The following is a 17,441-nucleotide window of genomic DNA, read 5'->3' as shown; positions in this document are numbered from 1 at the left end:
CTTATGGATGCCAAGGGGAAACTGTTGGCAAGTTTGATCACGAGTGCGGGGCAGACTCCTTATGATTGATGAATTTTTGAACTGTGGTTATTAAAATCAATGGCTTCCAACCCCCAGGCATTTTTCCGCTTTGCAGCTCGCTATTACCCCCTTCTGATCGACCTGTTCTATCGATCCGAAGGGGTGACTGAAGCCGACTTGCGTGATTTGATCGGCCGTTCCCGCTCAGAGGGAGAACCGGCGGCTTCACATGTCTCCGAACAGTTGCTCACTTTCGGCATCATTGAGCCTATCCCCGACGCAACCGCGACATTCGAACTGACCTCCCCCATCCGGGCTCTTCTTTCCTTTCTGCTGCGGGAGCATCGCCTCACGTCAGCCAAGGTCATTCAGGGGTATCTCAGCGACATGGAGCAATTGCGGGCGGAGCTTGACGGCGCGGCCCGGCAGGACCTTGGCAATCAGGCTGCTCGGGCTTTGGCAGATATCTCCGCACTGCTCGAACGTATTCGGCAGGATTCCCATGCAAACCGCGAGGCGATTATCGCCGAGGTGCTCAAGCTCAAGTCCAACCGGGAGAAGCGCTCGACCAGGGAGCGGTTTGAAATCATCAACCGGATCTGGACCCGTTATCTTGAACCCCTTCGGGACCTGATCGATGTCCGTCAAGCCATGGATACCGATCTGGACGACCTGGAGCGGGTTCTTGCCTCTGCAGCACGCTCCTTTCAGCTCGACGGCACCTTGTCCCGGGAGTTTCCCCGTTGCCGAGCAAGACTCCTCAGGCTGCGGCGGGAGGTGGCGGAAGATTTTCGGGAATCTCTGCGGGAGGTGGAGCCACTGTATATTTCCCTTAAAAAGGAGAGCGAGCTGGTGCGTGGAGCCTCCCTGGCGCTGGAACAACTTGACCGCCGGGGATTGGCTGCACTGAAACTGGAGGAGATGCTTGCCATTTCGGTCTGGCGTATTGAGGGAACCTTTGCCGATACATCCCTTGAGGCCTATATCCATGGCATCAAAGGCTATGAGCCTGCCGAAACCCCGCCTTTGGTGGAAGAATCGGAGGGGGCTCCTATTCAGGTTATTCTGCCCTCGGAGTTGCTGACACGTTTGGAAGCATCGATCCCGGTCGACGATCTTCTGGCATGGCTGCTGGCCGTCTATCCCGAGGCAAATCTGGGTGAACTCCTTCGCGCTTACGGAAGAATTGTTCTAGGTGATACGGCCAGTCTCCGATTTGGAGAAGAAGAGCGGCGCTATCCAGTCCCAGGGGCCATTCTGGTTGCCCGGCCGGTTCGATTGGAGAGAAATACATGAAAAAAGACAGCCCCTATGCTCTGCCGCAACTGGAAGCAATCTTCGACGCTTTGCGACGTGGCAGGCACCTGTGCTCAGAGGACGGAAAACCTTTCTTTGCCCTTCGGGATAACCTGGAAGATTTCCAGGACCTCTTTGGCCATCTCGGGTTTCACTTGGTGGTTCACCCGCGGGATTTTTTCTATTTCCGAGGCAAAGACAGTCTCAGTCCCCAGGGTTCCAGGATGGCCGTGTTCATCTTTATTTTGATCGAGGCGCTTGCCGATCAGGGGGAGCCGGTGGTCGAGACCCTGATGACCAAAACCTTCACTATCGGCGACCTGCCCCATTTGAAAAGTGCCCGTTATCGCGCCTATCTAAAGGAAATCGATATAACGGAGGAGGATGGTCTCCGGCGCATCGTTCAGCACCTTGACAGATTCGGATTTGTACAGAAACTCACCGATGAAACCTTTCGCTTCCGGGCGCCGGCCTACCGGTTTTTCGATGCCTGCAGCCAGATTCTGGCGACGGAAGGGAAGGCGGTCGAAGCAGGGGAGAGGGCATGAACATCGTCGGCCCATCCCGGCTGGTTCTGCTGCGCTCGGGAAAATATGATTACGGGGAAGTTGAGTTGGCGAGACCCCTGCACCTTGTGGGGGCCAACAACGTGGGGAAGACCTCCCTCATTTCCGTCCTGCAGTTTCTCTACCTTGATGACCAGCGCACCATGCATTTTTCCCGGGATATGGCAGAAACCCGACGATACTATTTCCCCGACCACAACAGCTACATCCTTTTCGAATGCCTCACCCCCGCCGGCTACCAGGTCGTCGGTGTTCAGGGACGGGGTCCCATGCACAGTTACGAGTTCCAGCGTTTCGCCTACCAGGGGCAGTACGACTTGGCCGATTTCATCGATGAGGAGCGTCGGATTCGTCCCCCGGAGGAAATCCACGCCCGTCTGTCGTCGAGGGAATTCAGAAAGCTTGAGCCGCGCCACCTGCAGGCGGCCCTGACCGGTCTCGGGGAAAACCTTGGGGTGAATCTGGGCCTGGTACCCATTCGTCAGCGGGACCACTATCCAAGGTTTCGCGCCGCCTTCAGCAACCTGCTGCGCTTGGCCCATCTGCGCCAGGATGAACTCAAGCAGTTTCTGCTGGATATTCACCAGGGAGAATTCCAGCAACGCTCCATCGATCTGGAAACGGGTTATTCCAGCCAGTACCGCAAGGTATGCCGGGAGGCGGAGGAACTACGAGAACTTAAGGCGATTGCCGACGATGTGCGGCGGGTCCTCGATCTGGCCCGGGAACGTGACCAGCTGAGGCAACAACTGCCAGGGCTCTGGGAGGCCATCCGCAATGCCTATTCAGCGATGGAAGAAGATATCTCCAGGCAAAAACTTGAGTTCGATATACGGACAACCGAACTGGCGGAGGAGGAACGGCAGAAGCTCTCTCGGGAGAAGGAAGTCAAGGAGCAGGTGGCGGAAGTGCTCCAGCAGATTGGGGACCTGAAAGGACGACTGAAGCGGCATACGGAAGAGGCCCGGGAGTTTCAGGGTTACCTCCCCGATTTCGAACGCACCCGGCAGCAGCAGCTCGAAACCGAGATGGAGCGACTCGGTTCGGCCCTCGCACAGGGGGTCGGAGAGAACCCGGCCCGGGTTCGCGAGCGCATCGCCAGGACAGAGGCGGACCTGAACAGACTGCTTCGCCAAAAGGAGAGGTCCGCCGGAAATTTCAGTTCCCATCTCCTGCAGTTGATTCCTGAACAGGCGCTGGAGGATCTTTTCCGTTTGGGGAACCCCGATATTCTTGGACTTCCTCTGGGACCGGAGGGAGTAGTGCTCCGGGATGCCGACAAATTCGAGGGGTGTCTTCGGAGACTCTCGGACCGGGTCAGGGACGGTATCTACAGCGACGAAGCCATCGAAATTCACCTGGACGCCCTTGGAGCCCCCGATCTGAAACCATACCTGGATGCCGAAACGCTTGAGGAACGGATTGTCGAGCTCGAAGCGAGTTTGGCCCGGGAGCAGAAGGTGCTTGAGGCGGCAGAGAATTTCGCCCACCTCGAGGCCGGCAAAAAAGCTTTTCAACAAGAGTGGCGGCAGATCGTGGCAGGCCTGGCTCGTTTCGAAACCTTTCAGGAAAACGAGCCGAAAGCAAAGGTGTGGGAGAAAGAACGTCAGGGACTGGAAAAAGAGCATCAGACGCTCAGTCGGGAACTCGATGGCCTGGAGGCCCGGCGTCTGGAATTGGGAGAAGAGAGAGCCCGGCTGGAGGAGGAAGGAAAGCGCCTTGAACGTCGCAAGAATCAGATGTTGAATCGGGTCCAGGCCCTTGTCCGTCCGGACCCGGAATGGCCTTTACTGACTTGGGCGGAAACCTCCCTCGATCTGCCGGAGCTATGTAATCGTTATGAACTTCTCAGTCGCGACCAGGATGCCGCAACACGCCGTTTGTCCGAAGAATTTCAAAGAATCGAACAGCGAACTTACGGCAAGTACCTGGGTGGCAGCGAGGCGGAAACCCTGGCCAACCTCCAATCTGAATTGGACGCCCTTGAAGAGCGCGAGAATGCTGCGCAGGAACTCTGGAGGGGCCTGGCGGTAAGTCTGCAGAACGCCTTCAAAGGACTCTTGCGCGATCTTGAAACCCTGCAGTCGCGGATCGATGAACTGAATCGGCGCCTGGGAAAAATCTCGATCTCCAACCTAGCCCGGCTCAAGCTGATTTTGCGAGAACATCCCGAGTGGACCAAGCGTATTCGCACGGTAGTAGATGCGGAAGCCCTGCCTCTGTTTGGGGACAGCTCAAGCATCGCTCAAGCCCATCAAAATCTGGGAGATTTGCTCAGCCAGCACCGCAAAGTCGAATTGGCGGATCTCTTCGACCTTCACTTTGAGGTCACCAGTGCCGATGGCCAGACCAAACGCTACCCCCACCTGGATTCCATCGAATCGAACGGCACCACCATCACCATCAAGGTGCTGATCAACCTGATCCTGCTCAAAGGGCTTTTGACCCATAAGGAAGTTTCCATCCCTTTTTATCTGGATGAGGCCTCCAGTCTGGATCGGGATAATCTGGCTGCCATCGTTGCGGAGGCGCGCCGGATGGGTTTTGTTGCCGTGCTGGCCAGTCCCGAGGCCATGGAGGCCGCCGATCACCTCTATTTCCTTCGTGAGGAAAATGGCCGGGTGATCCTCGATCCCAAAACAGCATTGGTTCGCATCGAGAGGAGGCTGAATGAAGCCGGTTGATTCTCTTGCCGAGAAGCTTCAAGTCCTTCTTCAACAGGGCGGCCTTCCGGCCAGCCGACTCAGTCCTCGGGACCGCAGTCGTCTGAAGGGTCTGCTTCATGCCGGCGTTCTTCAGGAAGAGCGGGCAGGGGCAGGAATTCGTGTGGTTGTAAAGGATGCGGCTGCTTTACAGGCATTTGCAGAAAAGAACTATCCTTCAGGCCTGTGTGGGGAAAGGGAAGAACTGCCGTCTCGCGCTCGGGCAGTGGCCGAATTGAGGGATTCCAAAAAAGCAAAGGGAAGATGCCCCGCAACGGTGCTTTTGCGCGGATTCAGGGGTTGTATGCTGAATGCCGGCGGGGATTCCCTCCAGATTGCAGCATGGACAGCCCAGGCCGGGGTTGCAGCGGTGGCTCGAGATCGGCTCTCCACCTGGACATTTAGAGGGGTCATGGCCATCGTGGAAAACCTCGAAGTGTTTTGGAATATAGAAAAAATTTCCACGGAGGTGGATTTGGCCCTGTTTTCCGAAGGACGACTGGACCAAAAAATCCTTGATTGGCTGGCCTCACCAACTATGGAGGGCGCCCGAATCATTCATTTCGGTGATTACGACCCGGTTGGCTTGGACGAATACCTCCGTTATAAGGAAGTTTGTCTGGGCAGAGTAGAACTTTTCCGCCCTTCCGACCTGGAAGAGCTGATTCGCAAATATGGCAAGCCGCGATTGTTGGCGGACAGCGCTTCAATTATGGCTCGCCTTCGTAGAACCAAAAATCCAGAAGTTGCTGCCATTCTCATGCTGATTGATCGCTATGGGGCAGGCTTGGAGCAGGAAGCCTTGCTGATAAGAGGTTAGCGAAGACGTGCATGAAGGGTTTTTGGGGTCGACCAGAACGATTATTTTTTCCTAACAAATCTAATTTAAATAAATTCAAGTACTTAGGTCGATTTTTTGATATCAAAAAACGGCCCGAAAATTTAGTCCGACAGCGACTCTCCTCCATCTGCCCATTGACTCCACAAAAATCTAATCCTATCATCCATTTCAAGAACAAACTTTGGAGGTGCCAAATTTTAAGGTAAGTTGTTGAAACAAAAAATGGATTCTGCTTCAGGTAGGGTTAACAATTTAAATGATTGGCTGAAATGTATTTTTCGGCTCTGTGTTTCTGGCAAGTATTTTAACTGTGAAAGGATTTTAGAAAGTGGAGAAATTTCTGACAGAACAAGAAGTCGCTGAAATTTTGAAAATTTCCGTGCACAAGCTGCGCCGTGACAGGACTATTGGCGGAGGTATACCTTTTTTGAAGTTGGGCAACTCTGTCCGCTATCCTTCGAATAAGTTGGAAAACTACATAAATGAAAATATTTATCAAAACACGAGTCAGTATAAAAACACGGATCGAACTCTTTAAATTCATTCTCTGGTCAAAGAATGACATTAAGTCCTAGATCAGTCTTTGATCCTCTAGCCTCTTATCGATAAATGATAGTTTTTTCTCTTTAGAAGCACGAATGTGAAAAGCTTCAACACGCTTGTCGTGTGACTTGGCCATTTCAGAAACTTTGGATTTGGACAGTTTGGTTGGAAAAGCCACTGCGAGACCAGGATTATCAATGGCCTTTCGCAAATGTTGCAAAAGTATAATTCGACCATCGCGTTTTCTCCTTTCGCTGAAGCTTGGCGGTTTCAGCTTTGGGAAAATGACGCGATGGTCTTCTTTTTTCAGTCGCATTGCCCTGTTAAACCGATTGATTTGACTCTAACCCCTCTGAAAAACCGTCGTACCCATATCGTACCCAGCAGGTGTTGGGTGATGAATAGTGATGAAAAAACAAGTACTTTACAAGTTAAGGTCAAGTATTTCCTCTACAAGACCATCCGGATCTGAGGATTCCATACCTGCTCAAGGGATTCTGAAAATCGCTGCTTGCTCTTTGTTCAGAGCAAGCAGCTTTTTTATTTACTGATTCCGTCCCTCGCGTAACTGGCGTTGGCGATAAACCGACACCTTCGAAATGTTGATCGCCACTAATCGTTTTTCCGTGTCCACGGACAATCGCGTGGAGATTGAGGGGAATGGATGGTTTTTGACAACCCCCCACCCGATGATAGAATCAAGAAACTTTCCGCAAAGGAGGACTCGATTGAACAGGGCCATCACGGGTTTCTTCTGGATCATGCTTTTTCTGGCGGTGGTACTGCTCCCGGTGGGCATTCTGCTGGTTTATCCCGCTCCTTCCGGTCGTCCTTTCTGGCTCGAATTCTCCATCGCCCTCGGGTTTTTCGGCTTGACGCAGATCGCGGTACAGTTTGTGCTGATTGCCCGATTCAAGTCGGTTACAGGGCCCTATGGCATCGACGTTATCCTCTCTTTGCACCGCCGCCTCGCTCTCGTCGCCATTGTGGCCGTCCTGATTCATCCCTTGATCATTATGGTGGATAACCCGTCACGATTGAAACTGCTCAACCCCCTTGGCGGCAACTGGGCCAGTCGTTTTGCGCTGCTGAGCGTGGTTTCCCTGCTGGCCATCGCCGTCACCACCCTCTACCGTGAAAAGTTGAAATTCGACTATGAATACTGGCGCTTTTCCCACATGGTGCTGGGTATCCTGGCGATCGTTTTTGCACAATTGCATGTCTCCCTGGCCGGCCTCTACACGAATTCCTTCTGGAAACACGCGATCTGGATCATCATCGCCCTGGCCATGGTCGGTCTGGTGCTCTACCTTCGCCTGCTCAAACCTGCCTGGCAACAGGGCAATCGGTGGCGGGTCAGGGAAGTGCGTCCGGAACGGGGCAATACCTGGAGCCTGGTTCTGGAGGCGGAGGATCATGCAGGGATCCAGTTCCTGCCCGGGCAGTTCGCCTGGCTCAAGCTCGGTCCTTCTCCTTTTACCCTGGAGGAGCACCCCTTCAGTTTCAGCTCCAGCGACAAGTGCCGCAGCCCGATTGAATTCGGCATCAAGGCGCTGGGCGACTTCACCAGCACCATCAAGGATGTGAAGCCGGGAACGCGCGCCTACCTCGATGGTCCCCACGGTGCATTCTGCATCGACCGCTACCCGGCGGTGGGCTACGTCCTGATTGCGGGCGGTGTCGGCATCACGCCGATGATGTCGTTTCTGCACAGCATGGCCGATCGGAGAGATCCCCGGCCGGTGGTTCTCTTTTACGCCGATCGCGAATGGAAGGACATCGCCTTTCGCGAAACCATCGAACAGCTGAAGCAAAAGCTCGATCTCAAGGTGGTTTATGTTCTTGAAAAACCGCCGGAAAACTGGCAGGGAGAGAGTGGTTTCATTGACGAAAAGATTTTTCAGAAACACCTGCCCAAGGAGTTGATTCACCGAAATTTCTTCATCTGCGGACCACCGCCAATGATGGACGCCGTGCATGCCCTGTTGACCGAGCGCGGGGTCCCGAATGCGGACATTCAACTCGAACGTTTCAGCCTGGCTTGACCGGGAGCAGTCATCATGCGGCATCTGCTCGGCAATATCGCTGTCTATACCATCGCCCTGTTTCTGCTTGGCGCCGCGGCCCTGTTCGGCTGGCTCCGATCCGCCCAGGTCGTCCTCACGGATGAGGGGACACTGCTCGAACGGTTCGAGTCTGCCCCGGCCCGGCAGTTCGACTGGAAACAGCTTGGCCGAGAGGGCTATATGCGCAATTGCGCCAATTGCCACGGCGAGAAGGGCAGGGGTTGGGATCAGTATCCGGGGCTTGCAGGCATCGATCGGATGCTTGCCTTTCCCGGGGGGCGGGAGTATCTGGTGGACCTGCATCTCTACGGGCTGACCAGCGACCGTTGGGGAGCCCCGATGCCGCCTATGGGTCACATTCGGGATGCGGAGCTGGCAGCGATCATTGATTACATCCTGACCCGCTTCGGCGCCGGACAGATACCGGACCAAAAACTATTTACTCCTGAAGATATTGAAGACAGGCGAGGGAAAAACCTTTCGCCCTCAGAGGTGAATGCCCGGCGTCCTCTTTGACGGCAAAGGCATCGGCCTTTTTTGAAAACCAGGGACCGGGCCCGGTCTCATACCAGGTCATTGAAGATCAGATTGGCGGTGATCCGCCCCGACTCGTAAATCGTCGGCAATCCCGATCCGGGGTGAGTGCCGCCGCCGACCAGGTAGCAGTTGCCGACTTCCTCGAACCGGTTGTGGGGCCGGAAGTAGAGCATCTGCCCGATATTGTGGCCGAGATTGAAGGTGGCGCCCTCGAAGAGATGATACTCGTTCTTCCAGTCGGCGGGCGTGATGATTCTCTCTACGACGATGTGGTCCTGCAGGTCCCGCATGGACGTGCGTTCGGTGATCCGCTCCATTACCTGGCTGCGATAGCTGGCCGTCTGTTCGGCATCCCAGACAATCCCCGACATGGAATTGGGGACCGGCACCAGGATGTAGAGAGCCGAATGGTTTTCCGGCGCCAGGGACGCATCGGTCCGGCTCGCGTTCCTGACGTAGATCGACATGTCTTCGTGGAGGGGGCGCCCGGACATGATGTCATCGATGTTGCGCTTGTAGTCGTCGGCGAAGATAATCTGGTGGTGCTCTTCGTCGTAGAGCCTGTTTACTCCCAGATAGATCATGAAGGTGGAGCAGGAATATTTTTTCCGCCGCAGTTTGTCGGGGGAGTACTTGCGGATGACCCCGGGGGCGAACAGGGTTTCCATCGCATGACCGAAATCGGCGTTGATCACCACCGCATCGGCCTCGACCTTTTCTCCGTCGTCCAGTTCCACGCCCCGGGCCTGGCGCCGATCGTTGACCATAACTCGGTTAACCTTCCGCCCCAGGTGGATTTGGCCATCGTGTTCCTCGATGACCTGCGCCATGGCCGTGGAGATTTTGCCCAGCCCGCCCATAACGTGGTAGATGCCGTACTCGTGTTCGATGTAGGGCAGAATGGTAAAAGCGGCCGGGCATTCCCAGGGTGACATGCCCAGGTATTTGGCCTGGAAGGTGAACCCCAGGCGGCATCTTTCATCGGTGAAATAATCGCCCAGCTTGCTGAAGATATTCTTGGGCAGATCGAGATAGGGCAGGGCCGTCAGCAGATCCTTGTGGAACATGGAGGACAGGGTGGAGTAATCCTTCCGCAGGCAGGGATACATCTTTTCGTACTTGATTTTTTCCTTCTCCAGGAACTTGTCCAGCCCCTCCTCGTCGCCCGGGAACATCTGCGCCAGACGCGCCTTCATGGTGTAGTGGTCGTCGGTCAGGAGCAGCCTGTCCTTATCGAAATTCAGCTCGTACATGGGATCGAGTCGCACCAGGGAGAGATAATCCTCGATCTTCCTCCCGGCCAGCAGGAAGATTTCCCGCAGGAAAAAATCCATCATCAGAAAGGTCGGTCCCAGATCGAAGCTGTAGGGGCCCAGCTCGAAGGTGCGGTTGCGGCCGCCGACCCGGTCCTCCCGTTCATAGATCGAGACCCGATACCCCCGATTGGCCAGGATCATGGCGGCGCTCAAACCGCCCGGTCCGGCCCCGATAACAACGACATGCTTCTCTTTTCTGCTCATGGCTGATTCCGGTTCTCCTCTATTGATGCGGCGATCATCTCCCCGACCTGCATCCCGCAGGCCGTGACCATCGGCATGCCGGCCCCGGGGTTGATGCTGCCCCCGGTGAAGTACAGATTCCGGTAGCGGCGGCTCCGTTTCGGTGCCTTGAACGCCATATTCTTGAATCGGTCGGTCACCACGCCGTAGATGGCGCCTCGGTTCGAATAGTATTCCCTTTCGATGTCCGGTGGCGTCCAGGTTTCCTCGACTATGATGTTTTTGCGCAGATCGGTCAAGCCCATCCGTTCGCATTTTTCCAGCACCCGCTCCCGCAGCCGGGCATAATCTTCTGCCGGAACAGGGTTTTGCGGGTCGAGGTGGGGGATGTGCGGCAGAAGTTTGAGATTGTCGCAGCCCTCCGGGGCCACGGAGGGATCGGTTCGGGCGGGCGCGACCAGGTAGATGGTCGGATCCTCCGGCAGGCGATGCCGGTCGAAAACAGTCCGGAAATGCTCCCGGGAATCCCTGGAAAAGAGGAAATTGTGATGGGCCAGCTGCGGATAGATTTTTTTCACTCCAAGGTGAATGACCAGCCCGGAGCAGGCGGGTTCGAGCTTTCGGCGGGTCCACCAGCCGGGAGAGGTTTTCAGCAGTTTTTCGTGGGCCGGAATGACTTCCATGTTGGAAATGACGACATCCGCGTGTTTTTGTTCTCCGTCCGCCAGGGTGATGCCGGTCACGGTATCGCCCGAGGTCTTTATGGCCACAACCTCTCTATTCAGATGAATTTCGACGGACAGCTTTTCCAGGGCTTTCTTCAACCCCTCGGCCAGGCGGTACATGCCGCCGTCCACATACCAGAGGCCAAAGCGGTACTGCACCCAGGGCATGAGGTTGATGACCCCCGGCGCATTGTAGGGGGAGGACCCGATGTACTTGGCGAAATAGTCGAAGATGTCCTGCAGCCTGGGATGGCTGAAATGGGAAGCGACTCCCTGGTGCATGGATCGCAGCATGTCGAGACCGGACAGGCCCTGTCCCAGAAGGTCGAGGATGATCTGCTTCGGGCTGTCGAACCCCGCCAGATAGTTGCGGTCGGAGAGTTCGTATTGCCGCCGGGCATAGGCCAGGAAGCGTTCGAATTGACCGGGAGCGTCGGGATCGACGGCGGCCAGCAGGGATGCCTGCCGTTCCAGGTCGGCCACCAGATCGATGCGGGTTCCGTCCTCGAAAAAATTTCGCCAGTGGGTTTCCAGGGGCCGGATCGGAACATGGTCCTCAAGACGCAGGCCGGCTTTGGCAAAAAGCTCCTGAAAGAGGGCCGGAAGAGTCAGGATCGAGGGTCCCAGATCGAAGGAAAAGCCCTGATTTCGGGAGAGGTTGAGTTTCCCCCCGATCTTGCCGTTCTTTTCGAAGATGGCGACGCGAAAACCCTTGGATGCGCAGGTTAAGGCGGCGGCGAGACCTCCGAGTCCGGCCCCGATGACGACAATCCGTTTTTCGGAATCGACCATGAAAATTCTTTCTCCCTATCTCAGGCTGGCGCTTCAACAGGATCAGAGTATGCTTTTGGAAAACCCGTCAATGCTCGAAGGGACATTGAAAAAACAGTTTCTTCGGTATTATACCTGAAAATTAATCAAGGATCTGACCTGAGGGGAGAAGAAGTTTCCGTGAGAGAATATAGGGACATCCTGACCGGGCAGAAAAGGGCGTCGTTTTCCGAGAGCCTTCCGGATCTGAAAACGCGGCTGGAACGGTTGCGGCGTTTTGAACAATTCACCAACGCGAACAGCAAGGCCATCTGCGAGGCGGTTGCGGGCGACATGAAGCGGCCGGCGCTGGAAATCTACTCCTCCGAAATTGTTCCGGTTCTGGCCGAACTGCGCAAGGCGAAAAAGCACCTGGCGGATTGGATGAAGCCGGCCAGGGCGAAAACCTCTCTCTTCAATGTTTTGGCCAAAAGCCGCCATTATCCCGTCCCCTATGGCAGCGCCCTGATTATCGGCCCCTGGAACTATCCCTTTATGCTGCTGGCGGTCCCTGCCGTCAACGCCCTGGCCGCCGGGAATCGGGTGATCCTGAAACCCTCCGAATATGCCCCGAATACAGCCCGCCTTCTCCAGGAGAAACTGACCGGGTTCTTCGAACCTCTGGAAATTGCCTGTTTTGAAGGCGGGGGCGAGGACACGGCCCGCATGATCGAGGCCGGTCCGGACATCGTTTTTTTCACCGGCGGGGCGGGAATCGGCAAAAAGGTCATGCAGGCCTGCGCCGGACGTCTGATCCCTGTCGTGCTGGAGCTGGGCGGGTGCAACCCCTGCATAATCGACGGCGAGGTGGACCTGACCGTGGCCGCCCGGCGGGTGGCCTGGGGAAAATTTTTCAATGCCGGGCAGACCTGTCTGGCCCCCAATACCTGTTTTGTCCACGAGGATATCTACAGCGACTTCACCGCCGAGCTGTGCCGGACCCTCGAACGGTTCTACGGGAAAAACCCCCGGGAATCGAAAGATTTGGGCCGAATTGTCAACAATCGGCATTTCACCCGACTGGAGGAGATCAAAAATCGGGCGGAGGGCAGGATTCTCGTGGGGGGCGGGGCGGATTCCGGGGAGCTGTTCATGGAGCCGACCATCCTGGAGTTAGACGGTTTTGATTCCCCCATGGTCCAGGAAGAGATTTTCGGTCCGATCCTGCCGCTCTGCCGATATCGGAACCTTGACGAACTGCTCGAAAAACTGCGGAAGCTGGCGCCGCCCCTGGTCGTGTCCTGCTTTACCAAAAACGAGTCGGTCAAAGACCTCGTCCGCCGCAAAACGGTCAGCGGCAGTCTGGTTTTCAACGGAACGCTCCATGTGGCTGCCTCCACCTCCCTCCCCTTTGGCGGGGTGGGTATGAGCGGCATGGGGCGCTACCACGGCAAGGCCGGCTTCGATCAGTTTTCCTATCGCCGGGCTGAGCTGGACAAACCTTTTTTCCCCGACTTCAGTTTCATCTATCCTCCCTACAGGGCCCCGATGAATGTGGTCCGCAAAGCCATGAAATACTTCATCCGCTAGGGGGACCCCCCCAAGCCCCTCAGAGGCCGGTCCATTCCCTGCTGATTCTGCGTAAACGTTGCCGCGCCTCCTCGTCGTAGGCCGGGTCTTTGGCCGGTTGAATTTTGCCGCCGTTGAAATATTGGCCGGACGTATAACGCGCCCGATTGGACAATGCCAGGCTTATCACCGCCTGAGCCCCCTTTTTCACCGAGTGCCGGGGGATCCGGTGCCATTGGCGCAAAAGCTTGGTGTTCATGGCCGAGGCGGGGTGCAGGGCGTTCACGGTGATCCCGCTTCCCTGGAGTTCTCTGGCCAGATCGAAAGTGAACATCACCAGCGCAAGTTTGCTCTGGCAATAGGCCCGCAGGCCGTCATAATCCCGCTCTAGCATCGGGTTGTCGAAATCGATGGCCTGCTGGCAACTGGAGGCGATGTTGACGATGCGGGATGTCCCGTTGCTTTCCGCGCCACGGCGCAGCAGGGGCAGGAGCAGGCGGGTCAAAAGGTAGGGGGCCAGGTAATTGACGGCAAAGCGCAATTCGAAGCCGTCCCGGCTGATCTGGCGTTTTTTCGGGCCGGGACCGCCGCCCAGCCCGGCGTTGTTGATCAGGACGTCCAGGCAGGGGTGGTTCCAAGTGACGGTGGCGGCCAGATTGCGGACTTCCTGGAGGGATGCGAGATCGGCGTTGTAGTAATAAACCTGTTGATTGTCGGTTGCGCTGCAAATTCTGGACACAAGGGCATTGCCCTTGTCCGGGTTGCGTCCGTGCAGCAGAAGGATGTGTCCGTTGGCGGCCAGGTCTTCGGCGACCCGTCGCCCGAGGCCGTCGGTTGCTCCGGTTAGAAGAATGATCGGTTTTCTCTTTTCGCTCATGGCCGACATCCTTTTCACCCGGTCCTCTGCTCCAGGCTCGGGGATATATCGCCACCGGCCGGCGGTTTGCCCAGGAAGGCCCGGCGGAACGATTGTTTCAGGGTTTCATAGGCGTCTCCTTCTTCAGAGAAAAGAAAACGCCAGGACTTGAATCCTGGCGTATCCCAAAAGTGGACCAAATTTTTTAATTCTTTACCAGTCCTTGGTGCCTGATTGGTCGGGGCCCATCTGATCCTGCTCCTGGGTTCCCATGTCCTGCTGGCTCTCCATATCCTGTTGGGTGTCCATGTCCTGCTGTTGCTGCTGTTGTCCCATCCCTTCCTCGCCGAACTCCGGCGACAGGCCCAACTGCTCCTGGGTTTCGGCATCCGGGGCAAGCTCCTGAAGGGTGTCCCTGTCCGGGCTGCCTGTTGCAGCCAGGCCCCGGGATTCCTGGAAGTTACGGATAGCACTGGTCGTTTTCGGGCCGATGATGCCGTCGACCGGCCCGGAGTCGAAGCCTTTCTCATTCAACAGGTTCTGCAGTGTACGCACCTGCTGGTTGGTCATCTGCTGGGCCATGCCCGCTCCCTGGTCCTGGGTCATGCCGGCCTGGCTCTGCGAATCCCATTCCTGCCCATGCTCTCCTGCTGCAAACCCGTTGCCGGCAATGAACAGACCGGCAATGAAAGCCATCATGGTGATCAAGATCGTGCGTTTCATGTGTTTTTCTCCCTTCGGTTTTTTCAGGGGGCCACTTCAGGGATGAAACTAAGAGATTCAATCAAATAGACATACTGCGCGATCCGGGGTTTCCGGAAGATGTTGGCTTGTCGCATATGGTCTACTTCTAACATTACTTTAAAGCTTGTCAATCAATAAAAAGTTGCGCAAAAACAAAGGGTTCGGATATGATAGCCGGAACCTTCGAAAAACCCCAGCAATCCCGTATGGTTATAACAAATTAATCTTTATCGTCTTCATTCGAATCTAGGCGCAGGCAAGGGTGCAGATGTTCTACTTTTACCGAAAATTTAAGAATTTCAATTGTTTATCAGTCAGACTTCTCCTTTTCGGATTGTCCCTCTGGATGTTTTTCCCCGTATCCTCCTTTGCTCAGGGCAATCCGGTTCAGAAGCTGGATTCAGCCGGAGGGTACGGGCGGGTGATCTATCAGGTCAACAGCCACCTTCCGCAACAGATCTATATAATCGGCCAGGCTCATCGCAGTGCTTTGACCGGTGAATGCAATCAGGAGATTGTCAGGGTTCAGGCTGAAATCTATCGAATCGGGGAGTGGCTGATTCAACAACAGAAGGTGGGGATGCTGCTGCCGGAGGGGTATTTCCTGAAAACTCAGGAAGGAATATCCGTGCCCGAAGGGAGCGACGAGGATATCATCCGTCTTGACAATCGGTCCCTTGAGGCCATGCTGGCCGATACCCGAAGGTTCGTCAATGCCGACATGCTGTTGAACTCCAGCTACCGCATCCCTTTGGGTCAGGTGGAAAACGAGCAGCTGTATCGAAATATTCTCCAGTTACTGCAGAAGGCGGGCCGGGAAAAGGATCTTTCGATCCTTTCGAAACTGGACGGCCTTCAGGTCGAGCGAACCGCTGTCATGCTGCAGAATATTCCCGACCTGTTGGAGCAGGCCCACGCGGCAGGAAAGATAAAAAGGCGTCAGGCCATGTTCACCATCGGCCTGAACCATGTCAAGGAAATCATCGGTTTTCTGAAACGAGGCTCCTTGCGGGATCCGGCCGCATCCGACCCGTCCTCGGACAAAGGGACGACGGAGTCGAGCCTCAAGCTTCTGGAGCAGGGGTATGGTGTCACCGTCATCCTGCCCCGGGCCCTGGCCGAAAATGAAAAAATCCTGGCCCACGCCAGGCTGAATCCCGCCGATTTTCCGTAATCCCGGGAATCCCTTAATGGAGCGGTGCTCTTAAGTTTGCCTGAGTAGGCCCCTTTCATTCAAAAAATCTATGATGCATTCGCAAATTTGTTCCGTCATGCCCGAGTGCTTCTATCGGGCATCCAGGATTTCAAGGATTAAACGACTGAATTCCCGATTAAAATCGCCTCGGGAATGACCATTTTGGTTCTGTGAGCCTCTATGAACTCTGTTCTCTGTGGTGAAAGCTTTCGATTTAATGTTTTTGCATTTCAAGCTCTAAAACCGGCCAGCCTCTTCTCCACCTGACGGCGATCCTTCTTGGCAAAGGGGCCGACCACCGCCATTCGCAGGTTCTCCCGCGTGAAGACTTCCCGGGCGGTGATCTGCATCTGGCTTGAATTCACGGAGACAGCCTCCCGCTTTTCGTCGTCCAGGGTCTTCAGATAACCGGTGATCAGCCCCCAGCCGTAACGATTCGCCAGGACATCGGCATGATCGTGGGTGAAATCGAGGTCATAGAGGTAGTTGCGCACCGCCCGCTCCAACTCCCTCTCTCCAACCGGAACGGCGCAGAGGTCCTCGAAGATGGCAAGAACTTCGTTTACGGCCCTGACCAGATTATCCGGCATGACCGACAGGTCGACGGTGAAACTGCCCCTCTCGACGAACAGGGTCAGGTGTGCCTCGGCATTGTAGGTCAGGCCCAGATTTTCCCGCAGCTCCAGCATCAGACGGGCCGTGCCCCCGCCGGACAGAACGCGCCGCAGCATGCGCAGGGCCGGGGTATGACCGCTTTCCCGACCGGGAACCTTGAAGGCGATCTGGATATTGACCTGGGAGTCGGGATCGTACTTCCAGACGGCGCCCGGCCCCGAATCTCCAACGGTTTCCAACAAAGGCGGCGCAGACGGCGCCTGATCCCCCTGCCAGTCGCCGAATATGGTTTCAGCAGCCTGCAGAGCCGCCTGCCGATCGATACGCCCGGCAAGAGCTATGACCGTGTTGGCCGGCACATAGTAGGTTCGATGATGGGCCAGCAGGTCCTCTGTGGTCATGGCGGCAATGGAGGCCTGAAGACCGATGGTGGGCTGGCTCAGGGGATGGTCGGGCCACAGCAGCCGGGCCATCAGCAGATCGGGACTGATTTCTTCCCCATCCTGGTTAAGATCTTCCAGGGCCTCTTCCAGAATAATTTTCCTCTCGATCTCCACATCCTTGAACAGAGGACGACGGAGCATGGAAGCGAGCAGCTCGAGCCCCTTGCCGATCTGATCCGGATGCAGGCGCGAGTGGTAGCAGGTGGTTTCGGCATCGGTTGCGGCGTTTATGGTGCCGCCGATGGCTTCGAACTGCCATTCCAGATCGAGATTCGAAGGGTAGTCGACCGAGCCGCGGAACAGCATGTGCTCGAGAAAATGGGAAATGCCGGCCAGGCGGCGAGGTTCGAAGCGGCTGCCCACGCCGACATAACAGGCCAGTTCGGCGCTGTGGAGATGAGGCATCGGCACGGTCAGCAGGCGCAGGCCGTTTGCCAGTGTGTCCAGGCGATAGTCTTTCATAAAATCGAACA

General features: G+C 55.9%; 14 protein-coding genes. 8 read left to right on the top strand and 6 right to left on the bottom strand.

The window, feature by feature from the left end; translation table 11 throughout:
• The first annotated feature begins 99 nt into the window (after positions 1-99).
• The 4 genes from R2940_13100 (at position 100) to R2940_13085 (ending at position 5,405) form a co-directional block, all read left to right on the top strand.
• Positions 100-1,317 (top strand): hypothetical protein, encoded by a 1,218-nt coding sequence (locus R2940_13100; protein ID MEZ4600719.1) that lies wholly within the window; start codon positions 100-102, stop codon positions 1,315-1,317.
• Complete coding sequence (locus R2940_13095) at positions 1,314-1,865, top strand: hypothetical protein (protein MEZ4600718.1); 552 nt, start codon at positions 1,314-1,316, stop codon at positions 1,863-1,865. The genes R2940_13100 and R2940_13095 overlap by 4 nt, the downstream gene beginning before the upstream one ends.
• A complete protein-coding gene (locus R2940_13090; GenBank protein ID MEZ4600717.1) occupies positions 1,862-4,567 on the top strand; it encodes a hypothetical protein in 2,706 nt (901 codons plus the stop codon). The genes R2940_13095 and R2940_13090 overlap by 4 nt, the downstream gene beginning before the upstream one ends.
• A gap of 142 nt (positions 4,568-4,709) precedes the next feature.
• Positions 4,710-5,405 carry a hypothetical protein gene (locus R2940_13085; GenBank protein ID MEZ4600716.1) on the top strand — a complete coding sequence of 232 codons (696 nt, stop codon included), beginning with the start codon at positions 4,710-4,712 and terminating at the stop codon, positions 5,403-5,405.
• A gap of 592 nt (positions 5,406-5,997) precedes the next feature.
• Here R2940_13085 and R2940_13080 read toward each other — a convergent pair.
• Complete coding sequence (locus R2940_13080) at positions 5,998-6,285, bottom strand: hypothetical protein (protein ID MEZ4600715.1); 288 nt, start codon at positions 6,283-6,285, stop codon at positions 5,998-6,000.
• A gap of 412 nt (positions 6,286-6,697) precedes the next feature.
• On the opposite strand from R2940_13080, the gene R2940_13075 reads away from it, so the two are divergent.
• On the top strand, positions 6,698-8,014 hold the full coding sequence (locus R2940_13075; GenBank protein MEZ4600714.1) for a ferric reductase-like transmembrane domain-containing protein: 1,317 nt from the start codon (positions 6,698-6,700) through the stop codon (positions 8,012-8,014).
• A gap of 15 nt (positions 8,015-8,029) precedes the next feature.
• Entirely contained in the window at positions 8,030-8,551 is a 522-nt protein-coding gene (locus tag R2940_13070; protein ID MEZ4600713.1) for a cytochrome c, read from the top strand.
• Between the two features lie 47 nt (positions 8,552-8,598).
• Here R2940_13070 and crtI (R2940_13065) read toward each other — a convergent pair whose 3' ends face one another.
• A complete protein-coding gene (gene crtI, locus R2940_13065) occupies positions 8,599-10,092 on the bottom strand; it encodes a phytoene desaturase family protein (GenBank protein MEZ4600712.1) in 1,494 nt (497 codons plus the stop codon).
• Positions 10,089-11,588, bottom strand: a complete 1,500-nt coding sequence (gene crtI, locus R2940_13060) for a phytoene desaturase family protein (GenBank protein ID MEZ4600711.1) — start codon at positions 11,586-11,588, stop codon at positions 10,089-10,091. The genes crtI (R2940_13065) and crtI (R2940_13060) overlap by 4 nt, the downstream gene beginning before the upstream one ends.
• A 159-nt stretch (positions 11,589-11,747) precedes the next feature.
• Here crtI (R2940_13060) and R2940_13055 point away from each other — a divergent pair, with 159 nt between their 5' ends.
• Positions 11,748-13,136 (top strand): aldehyde dehydrogenase family protein, encoded by a 1,389-nt coding sequence (locus R2940_13055; GenBank protein ID MEZ4600710.1) that lies wholly within the window; start codon positions 11,748-11,750, stop codon positions 13,134-13,136.
• 19 nt (positions 13,137-13,155) lie between these two features.
• Here R2940_13055 and R2940_13050 read toward each other — a convergent pair whose 3' ends face one another.
• On the bottom strand, positions 13,156-13,992 hold the full coding sequence (locus R2940_13050; GenBank protein ID MEZ4600709.1) for an SDR family NAD(P)-dependent oxidoreductase: 837 nt from the start codon (positions 13,990-13,992) through the stop codon (positions 13,156-13,158).
• Between the two features lie 192 nt (positions 13,993-14,184).
• A complete protein-coding gene (locus R2940_13045; GenBank protein ID MEZ4600708.1) occupies positions 14,185-14,694 on the bottom strand; it encodes a peptidoglycan-binding domain-containing protein in 510 nt (169 codons plus the stop codon).
• A gap of 367 nt (positions 14,695-15,061) precedes the next feature.
• Here R2940_13045 and R2940_13040 point away from each other — a divergent pair, with 367 nt between their 5' ends.
• The gene (locus R2940_13040) at positions 15,062-15,889 is read left to right on the top strand and encodes a hypothetical protein (GenBank protein ID MEZ4600707.1); all 828 of its coding nucleotides are present in this window, start codon (positions 15,062-15,064) and stop codon (positions 15,887-15,889) included.
• A gap of 251 nt (positions 15,890-16,140) precedes the next feature.
• On the opposite strand, the gene R2940_13035 is transcribed toward R2940_13040, so the two are convergent.
• On the bottom strand, positions 16,141-17,430 hold the full coding sequence (locus R2940_13035) for a pitrilysin family protein (GenBank protein ID MEZ4600706.1): 1,290 nt from the start codon (positions 17,428-17,430) through the stop codon (positions 16,141-16,143).
• Positions 17,431-17,441 lie beyond the last annotated feature (11 nt).

This window comes from Syntrophotaleaceae bacterium, from assembly GCA_041390365.1.
Lineage (GTDB): Bacteria > Desulfobacterota > Desulfuromonadia > Desulfuromonadales > Syntrophotaleaceae > JAWKQB01.
Note: the sequence above shows the minus strand (reverse complement) of the source record. Positions and strands in the feature narration are given on the sequence as shown.